Source organism: Streptomyces sp. NRRL S-455 (assembly GCF_000717875.1).
Classification (GTDB): domain Bacteria; phylum Actinomycetota; class Actinomycetes; order Streptomycetales; family Streptomycetaceae; genus Streptomyces.
In genome coordinates this window covers 23,195-30,906 of sequence record NZ_JOCT01000045.1, presented here as the reverse complement: position 1 = coordinate 30,906, position 7,712 = coordinate 23,195, and the positions used below count along the sequence as shown (strand labels likewise).

8 protein-coding genes are annotated in these 7,712 nt (G+C 67.6%); 6 read left to right on the top strand and 2 right to left on the bottom strand.

The annotated features are described in order from the left end of the window. Window positions 1-118 precede the first annotated feature (118 nt). The 4 genes from IE97_RS41835 to IE97_RS0136815 all read left to right on the top strand — a co-directional run bounded on the left by IE97_RS41835 (window position 119) and on the right by IE97_RS0136815 (window position 2,107). Window positions 119-280 carry a hypothetical protein gene (locus IE97_RS41835; protein WP_030251476.1) on the top strand — a complete coding sequence of 54 codons (162 nt, stop codon included), beginning with the start codon at window positions 119-121 and terminating at the stop codon, window positions 278-280. 176 nt (window positions 281-456) lie between these two features. Continuing rightward, on the top strand, window positions 457-912 hold the full coding sequence (locus IE97_RS0136825; RefSeq protein WP_030251473.1) for a BlaI/MecI/CopY family transcriptional regulator: 456 nt from the start codon (window positions 457-459) through the stop codon (window positions 910-912). A 9-nt stretch (window positions 913-921) separates the two neighbouring features. Continuing rightward, a complete protein-coding gene (locus IE97_RS0136820; protein ID WP_030251469.1) occupies window positions 922-1,455 on the top strand; it encodes an amino-acid N-acetyltransferase in 534 nt (177 codons plus the stop codon). 316 nt (window positions 1,456-1,771) lie between these two features. Next, window positions 1,772-2,107 carry a histone-like nucleoid-structuring protein Lsr2 gene (locus tag IE97_RS0136815; RefSeq protein WP_010048839.1) on the top strand — a complete coding sequence of 112 codons (336 nt, stop codon included), beginning with the start codon at window positions 1,772-1,774 and terminating at the stop codon, window positions 2,105-2,107. A gap of 12 nt (window positions 2,108-2,119) precedes the next feature. On the opposite strand, the gene IE97_RS0136810 is transcribed toward IE97_RS0136815, so the two are convergent. Next, window positions 2,120-2,959 (bottom strand): SCO3374 family protein, encoded by an 840-nt coding sequence (locus IE97_RS0136810; RefSeq protein ID WP_030251460.1) that lies wholly within the window; start codon window positions 2,957-2,959, stop codon window positions 2,120-2,122. Between the two features lie 441 nt (window positions 2,960-3,400). Between IE97_RS0136810 and IE97_RS0136805 the strand changes: the two genes are divergently transcribed. After that, window positions 3,401-5,926, top strand: coding sequence for an ATP-dependent Clp protease ATP-binding subunit (locus IE97_RS0136805; protein ID WP_030251457.1), 2,526 nt, complete (start codon window positions 3,401-3,403; stop codon window positions 5,924-5,926). A 74-nt stretch (window positions 5,927-6,000) separates the two neighbouring features. Here the strand turns inward: IE97_RS0136805 and IE97_RS0136800 are convergent, their stop codons facing one another. Continuing rightward, the gene (locus IE97_RS0136800) at window positions 6,001-6,639 is read right to left on the bottom strand and encodes an HAD family acid phosphatase (protein WP_030251455.1); all 639 of its coding nucleotides are present in this window, start codon (window positions 6,637-6,639) and stop codon (window positions 6,001-6,003) included. A gap of 441 nt (window positions 6,640-7,080) precedes the next feature. On the opposite strand from IE97_RS0136800, the gene IE97_RS0136795 reads away from it, so the two are divergent. After that, entirely contained in the window at window positions 7,081-7,698 is a 618-nt protein-coding gene (locus IE97_RS0136795) for a M23 family metallopeptidase (RefSeq protein ID WP_030251454.1), read from the top strand. The last annotated feature ends 14 nt before the right edge of the window (window positions 7,699-7,712 follow it).

Here is a 7,712-nt window from a genome sequence, read left to right as displayed (position 1 = left end):
GAAGCCCTCCCGCCCCATCCCCACCCCGGGCGAGGTCTTCCCGCGCCGCAAGCCCACCCCGCCACCCCCGGCGAACCCCCAGCAGCTCGCCGCCGGCTGACGTGGCTACCCTGGAGTCATGGACTACGTCTCCGCGCTCCTGCCCCCGGTCGTCATGGCCGTCTTCTTCATCGGCGTGATCCGGGTGATCGTGAAGACACAGGGCGGCGCCAACAAGGCCAAGGAGGACGCGGCCGTGGACGCCGCCCTCGCGCACACGGACACGAAGGCCGACGCCTGAGCCACCCCGGCATCCCGCCGACGGCGTACGACCCCGCGAGCGCGACGCGCTTCGAGTCGTACGCCCTTTTTGTTCCCATTCGCCGGTGAAGCGCACGTCCGCCACGCCATTACCGAGATCTCCCACTATTGTTCTGAGCTGTGCCTCGCCCATTGGGAGAACTCGAAGACGCGGTCATGTCGCGGGTGTGGAAGTGGAACCGCCCGGTGACCGTTCGAGAAGTCCTGGAAGATCTTCAGAAGGAGCGGTCCATCGCGTACACCACGGTGATGACCGTTTTGGACAATCTCCATCAGAAGGGCTGGGTGCGCCGCCAGGCGGAAGGCCGCGCCTATCGATATGAGGCGGTGTCCACACGCGCCGCCTACGCCGCCGCTCTGATGAACGACGCCTGGTCGCAGAGCGACAACCCCGCGGCGGCTCTCGTCGCCTTCTTCGGCATGATGAGCGAGGAACAGCGAGAGACTCTCCGTGATGCCGTGCGCATCGTCCAGAGCCCGGAAACCCAGAAACCGACCGAACCGTCGGAACCCTCGGAACCGCCGGAACCCGCAGAACCGGCAGAACCCGCAGAACCCGGGGAAGCCTCCCCGGAGAACCCCGCCTCCGCTGAGGACCACGGCGGGCGATAGCGTCCGCTCATGTCCGCGAACACCCCCGAAGCCCCCGCAAAAGCCATCACCGTCCGACGGGCCCGCACCAGCGATGTCCCGGCCGTGCGCGGTCTCCTTGACGCCTACGTCCGCGGCCGCATCCTGCTGGACAAAGCAACGGTGACGCTTTACGAGGACATCCAGGAGTTCTGGGTCGCGGAACGGGACGACAACGCCGAGGTCGTCGGCTGCGGCGCGCTGCACGTGATGTGGGAAGACCTCGCGGAAGTCCGCACTCTCGCGGTGAAGCCCGGCCTGAAGGGCGCGGGCGTCGGCCACCAGTTGCTGGAGAAGTTGCTGCACACCGCCCGCTGGCTCGGCGTTCGCAGGGTTTTCTGTCTGACCTTCGAAGTGGAGTTCTTCAGCAAGCACGGCTTCGTGGAGATCGGCGAGACGCCCGTCGACACGGATGTCTACGCCGAGCTGCTGCGTTCCTATGACGAGGGTGTCGCGGAGTTCCTCGGTCTCGAACGAGTGAAACCGAACACCTTGGGCAACAGCCGGATGCTTCTGCATCTGTGAGCGTCGGGACGACCACTACTCGACCACTACTCGGCCGCTAGTCGACCGCAAGTCGGGCACAAGACCGGTCACATCCACCGGCCGACCGGTTCGTCAAGGCATATTCCGCGCCGCCGGCCCTTCCCCGGTGCCCTATGTCCGAAACGCGCACGTTTCCGGACGGAGCCGGGGCTGCCGGTCTCTGCCGAGGGTTTGTGTTTTTCCGGGAAAAGCGGTTTGCTTTCCGAGGTACTGCAGCACTGCATATAACAGGGGACGGCGATACGGCGGACGCCGGCACACCCCGGCCCTGAAGATATCGATGAAAGGAAATCCGGTGGCACAGAAGGTTCAGGTCCTTCTTGTCGACGACCTCGACGGTGGCGAGGCGGACGAGACCGTGACGTTCGCGCTGGACGGCAAGACGTACGAGATCGATCTCACCACCGCCAATGCGGACAAGCTCCGTGGCCTTCTCGAGCCTTACGTGAAGGGCGGTCGTCGTACCGGAGGCCGCGCTTCGGGCGGGCGCGGGAAGGCACGCGCGGCTTCGAGCGGCAGCCAGGACACCGCGGCCATCCGCGCCTGGGCGAAGGAGAACGGCTACGAGGTCAACGACCGCGGCCGTGTTCCCGCGACCATCCGCGAGGCCTACGAGAAGGCCAACGGCTGAACAGCCGCACCACTACCGACCCCGCGCACGCGAGGGCGTCGGCTGGGCGCACGCGCGCCGCAGCCGGACTCGGTGGCAGTGAGTGGCCACCGTGTCCACCAGCCGCACGAGATCGGGTGCACCCGCACCGCCCCCCAAGGCCGACAGCGTCGGCAGCGAGGCCTCGACCTCGCACCCCGGCTCGGGGGGCCGCAACCACACAGCGGCCCCCTGGGAATCATGCCGACGACCCGGTGAAAGCGCCCGCCCACCACATGGGCCGGCCCCGGAGAGCAACGGACCCTCCACAGCCCGGGGCAGCGGCCCACCCGCCCCGCAGGACGTCGACCCGCCGACCCCGCAGTGCGGCAGCCCACTCGCCCCGCAGTGCGGCAGCCCTCTCGCCCCGCAGGACGGCTGCCCTCCCGCCCCGCAGGACGGCAGCCCACCCGCCCCACAAGGCGGTACCGGCGCCTCCATCGCGCCGCCCGCGCCGATCGTCCTCAGATCGAGCGCCAGCGTTCCCCACTCCAGCCACTCCAGCAGCCCTGGCAGCTCCTCAGCGCTGCCCGAGGCCACCAGGAACCGCATCCGGTCCCCTCGCAGGGCCACCGGAGCGCCGGGCCCCAGGCGCCGCAGCGCCGCGTGTCCCGCCTCGGCCGGCACGTCCAGGACGTCGAAGCGCGCCCCCACCACCAGCCGCACCGGATCCCCGGAGACCGTCGGCCAGCCCAGTTCGCACTCGTACCACCGCCGGACCTGACCGCTCGCGGCGAGGCGACCGGAGCCATGGCCGCTCGTGTCGAGCGGACGGCGGGGCGGCGGGACCACCGGGGACCCGGCCGCGGTCACGGAGCGAGGGGCACCGAACATGCCAAGCGCAACCGCCCGAAGGGCATGCGGGTTACGCTGAGTGTCAAAACGAGTGCAAGGAGTGGCGAAAGAGGGGCGTGTGGGGGGTGCCGGGAGGCGCAAGGTTGTTCGCCCGTAGCGGAGGGAACGGGGGTGTTCGGCATGGACCTGAGGTCCCTACGGGTAAGACATCCCTAGTGGGAGGGGGCGCCACGCGGAAAAGGCCGTCTCACGTTCGCCATCGGCGTACTGGCGAGTGGGGTATCTGCCTGGCCTGCGGGAACATCGTCTCGCACCATCGGGTTGGAGCAGATGTCGGCGTTCGGGGTCAGGAGGCGGTGTTGGTTCTCGGTCCGGTGTCGGCAGTTGGAATGAGCGGTCCCCGCTTGCGGGACTAAGCTGCGGAAGGACAGGGAGGGGAAGTTCCCCCCACTGCCTGACCGCTCTGAGGAGCGATTAACGATGTTCGAGAGGTTCACCGACCGCGCGCGGCGGGTTGTCGTCCTGGCTCAGGAAGAAGCCCGGATGCTCAACCACAACTACATCGGCACTGAGCACATCCTCCTGGGCCTGATCCACGAGGGTGAAGGTGTCGCCGCCAAGGCCCTTGAGAGCCTCGGGATTTCGCTCGAGGCGGTCCGCCAGCAGGTGGAGGAGATCATCGGCCAGGGCCAGCAGGCCCCGTCCGGCCACATCCCCTTCACCCCCCGTGCCAAGAAGGTCCTGGAGCTGTCGCTCCGCGAGGCCCTTCAGCTGGGCCACAACTACATCGGCACGGAGCACATCCTGCTCGGCCTGATCCGCGAGGGCGAGGGCGTCGCCGCCCAGGTCCTCGTCAAGCTGGGCGCAGATCTCAACCGGGTGCGGCAGCAGGTCATCCAGCTGCTCTCCGGTTACCAGGGCAAGGAGACCGCCGCCGCAGGCGGTCCTGCCGAGGGCACGCCCTCCACGTCCCTGGTCCTCGACCAGTTCGGCCGGAACCTCACCCAGGCCGCTCGTGAGTCCAAGCTCGACCCGGTCATCGGGCGCGAGAAGGAGATCGAGCGGGTCATGCAGGTGCTGTCCCGCCGTACGAAGAACAACCCGGTCCTGATCGGTGAGCCCGGCGTCGGCAAGACCGCCGTCGTGGAGGGCCTCGCCCAGGCCATCGTCAAGGGCGAGGTGCCCGAGACCCTCAAGGACAAGCACCTCTACACCCTGGACCTCGGCGCGCTGGTCGCCGGCTCCCGCTACCGCGGTGACTTCGAGGAGCGCCTGAAGAAGGTCCTCAAGGAGATCCGCACCCGCGGCGACATCATCCTGTTCATCGACGAGCTGCACACGCTGGTCGGTGCGGGTGCCGCCGAGGGCGCCATCGACGCCGCGAGCATCCTCAAGCCGATGCTGGCCCGCGGTGAGCTGCAGACCATCGGTGCGACCACGCTGGACGAGTACCGCAAGCACCTGGAGAAGGACGCGGCCCTGGAGCGCCGCTTCCAGCCGATCCAGGTCGCGGAGCCGTCCCTGCCGCACACGATCGAGATCCTGAAGGGCCTGCGCGACCGCTACGAGGCGCACCACCGCGTCTCGATCACGGACGAGGCCCTGGTCCAGGCCGCCACCCTGGCCGACCGGTACATCTCGGACCGCTTCCTGCCGGACAAGGCGATCGACCTGATCGACGAGGCCGGTTCCCGGATGCGCATCCGCCGGATGACCGCGCCGCCGGACCTGCGCGAGTTCGACGAGAAGATCGCCGGTGTCCGCCGCGACAAGGAGTCCGCGATCGACTCGCAGGACTTCGAGAAGGCCGCCTCCCTCCGCGACAAGGAGAAGCAGCTCCTGGCCGCCAAGGCCAAGCGGGAGAAGGAGTGGAAGGCCGGCGACATGGACGTCGTCGCCGAGGTCGACGGCGAGCTGATCGCCGAGGTCCTCGCCACGGCCACGGGCATCCCGGTCTTCAAGCTCACGGAGGAGGAGTCCTCCCGCCTGCTGCGCATGGAGGACGAGCTCCACAAGCGGGTCATCGGCCAGAACGACGCCGTCAAGGCGCTGTCGAAGGCGATCCGCCGTACGCGTGCCGGTCTGAAGGACCCGAAGCGCCCCGGTGGCTCGTTCATCTTCGCCGGCCCGTCCGGTGTCGGTAAGACCGAGCTGTCCAAGGCGCTCGCCGAGTTCCTCTTCGGTGACGAGGACGCGCTGATCTCCCTCGACATGTCGGAGTTCAGCGAGAAGCACACGGTCTCGCGTCTCTTCGGTTCGCCCCCCGGCTACGTGGGCTACGAGGAGGGCGGCCAGCTGACGGAGAAGGTGCGCCGCAAGCCGTTCTCGGTCGTCCTCTTCGACGAGGTCGAGAAGGCCCACCCGGACATCTTCAACTCGCTGCTGCAGATCCTGGAGGACGGTCGTCTGACCGACTCCCAGGGCCGGGTCGTGGACTTCAAGAACACGGTCATCATCATGACGACCAACCTCGGCACCCGGGACATCTCCAAGGGCTTCAACCTGGGCTTCGCGGCGCAGGGTGACACCAAGTCCAACTACGAGCGCATGAAGAACAAGGTCTCGGACGAGCTCAAGCAGCACTTCCGGCCCGAGTTCCTCAACCGCGTCGACGACGTGGTCGTCTTCCCGCAGCTGACCCAGGACGACATCCTCCGGATCGTCGACCTGATGATCAGCAAGGTGGACGAGCGCCTGAAGGACCGGGACATGGGCATCGAGCTCTCCCAGTCCGCCAAGGAGCTGCTGTCCAAGAAGGGCTACGACCCCGTGCTGGGCGCCCGGCCGCTGCGCCGGACCATCCAGCGGGAGATCGAGGACTCGCTGTCGGAGAAGATCCTCTTCGGCGAGCTGCGTCCCGGTCACATCGTGGTCGTGGACACCGAGGGTGAGGGCGAGACCAAGACCTTCACCTTCCGCGGCGAGGAGAAGTCGGCCCTGCCGGACGTCCCGCCGATCGAGCAGGCGGCCGGTGGCACGGGTCCGAACCTGAGCAAGGACGCGTAAGCGTCACGGTCGAGTGAGAAGGGCCGGTGCTGAAAAGCACCGGCCCTTTTCGCATGCCGTGGTCCGGCTCGCTGTCAGGAGAGCTGCCCGTCGTAGTCCGGCAGCTTGTACGTCTTCTCGGCGTGGCCGCCCGAGAGGTCGGTGGCGCTGTTGCCGATGTTCGCGATGATCGTGTAGCCCTTCTTCTCGACGTTGACGCGCTGGGCCGTCTTGTACTCGGCGACGTTCTTGAAGAGGTCGATGAAGTTCCGGACGTAGAGGCCGGAGACCTGGTAGCCGGCCTGCTTGAGGTTGTACTCGGTGAACGAGTGGATGATGTCCGGCCGGGCGGTCACGAAGAACAGGGCGACACCGCGCTCCTGCGCGTATCTCGCCACTTCCAGGACCGGCTTGTTGGCGGGCTGCGGGTAGCTGAAGCCGAAATCGGTCTCCAGTGTGGTGTTGTCGATGTCGAATACGATCGCCTGCTTCTCGCCCGGCTTCGTGGCCGCGATGCGCTGCTTCAGATAGGGCAGCGCCTGGTCCATCACCGCCTGGCAGTCCTTCTGCCAGGTGGCGTAGTCGACGTCAGCGGCGGCGGCCGTGGAGGCCGCGGTGGCGGCCGTGGCGGCGGAGGTGCTGGTCGTGGCGTCGGCCGGTGCTGCCATGGCCACGAGGGCGGCCGCCGAGACGGCGGTCACTGATGCGCGGCGCAACCAGGAGCGGGTCTGCATGTCGTGGGGAGTCCTCTCACGTCCGTGACGCTGCCAACATGTCGTGTGCATGTTCGTGTGCGAGGGTGGCGCGAGGGGAACCGTAGGGTTACCGGACGGTAGGTGCCTAGAGGCGTGCGCCACATTTACGGAATGGCTGAAGAGGGCCCCCGGTGACATGCCGCACAGGCGAAATGTCCGGTACTACGCGGATTAGTGGCAATCAGACCGGGAGGAAAGGGACTTTCGCTGCGCGAAGACGGGCGAAATGCTGGTTAGTGTCCGTATTTGTACCGAATGCCTGCGGTGTCAAGAGACGTAGAACACTGAACCAAATTACTAACTTAGGCCGTAGATCGCGCTTTTGGGCGTTTATCGGACTTCGGGTTACCAAGGGATGGCCATTCGGCGGGCGACCGTGCGCCGGGTGGTTTTCTCCGTCCCCTGCCCTACGAGGTTTCGATGTCCCAGCGCGCCACGTCCCGTTCCTCCCGTACGTCCCAGCTCCGCACCCGTGCGACCGTGCTGGCCGCCGGCCTCGGCGTCTCGGTCGCACTGGGGGCCGGGGTCGCGTCCGCCGCCGACACCACGCCCGCGTCCGGTGCCGCCAGTGCCGTCCAGGCGCAGGGCGTCGCCGAGAAGGCCGCCAAGAAGGCCAAGCCGACCTGGGTCGACCCGGTGAAGAAGTACAAGCTCTCCGCGAGCTTCGCCCAGAACGGCGGCATGTGGCAGTCCACCCACAGCGGGCAGGACTTCGCCGTGCCGAGCGGCACCAAGGTCGTCGCCGCCCACGGCGGCACCGTCGTCAAGGCCGGCGGCAACGGCGCCGGTGACGGGCCCGCGTACGGCAACGCCGTCGTGATCAAGCACGGCAGCGGCACGTACTCCCAGTACGCCCACCTCTCGAAGGTCGAGGTGCGGGTCGGCCAGGTCGTCAAGACCGGCCAGGAGATAGCCCGGTCCGGCAACACCGGGAACTCGAGCGGTCCCCACCTGCACTTCGAGATCCGTACGACCCCGAACTACGGCTCGGCGATCGACCCGGTGAAGTTCCTGCAGGCCAAGGGTGTGAAGGTCTGACCCCCGGCCCTAGG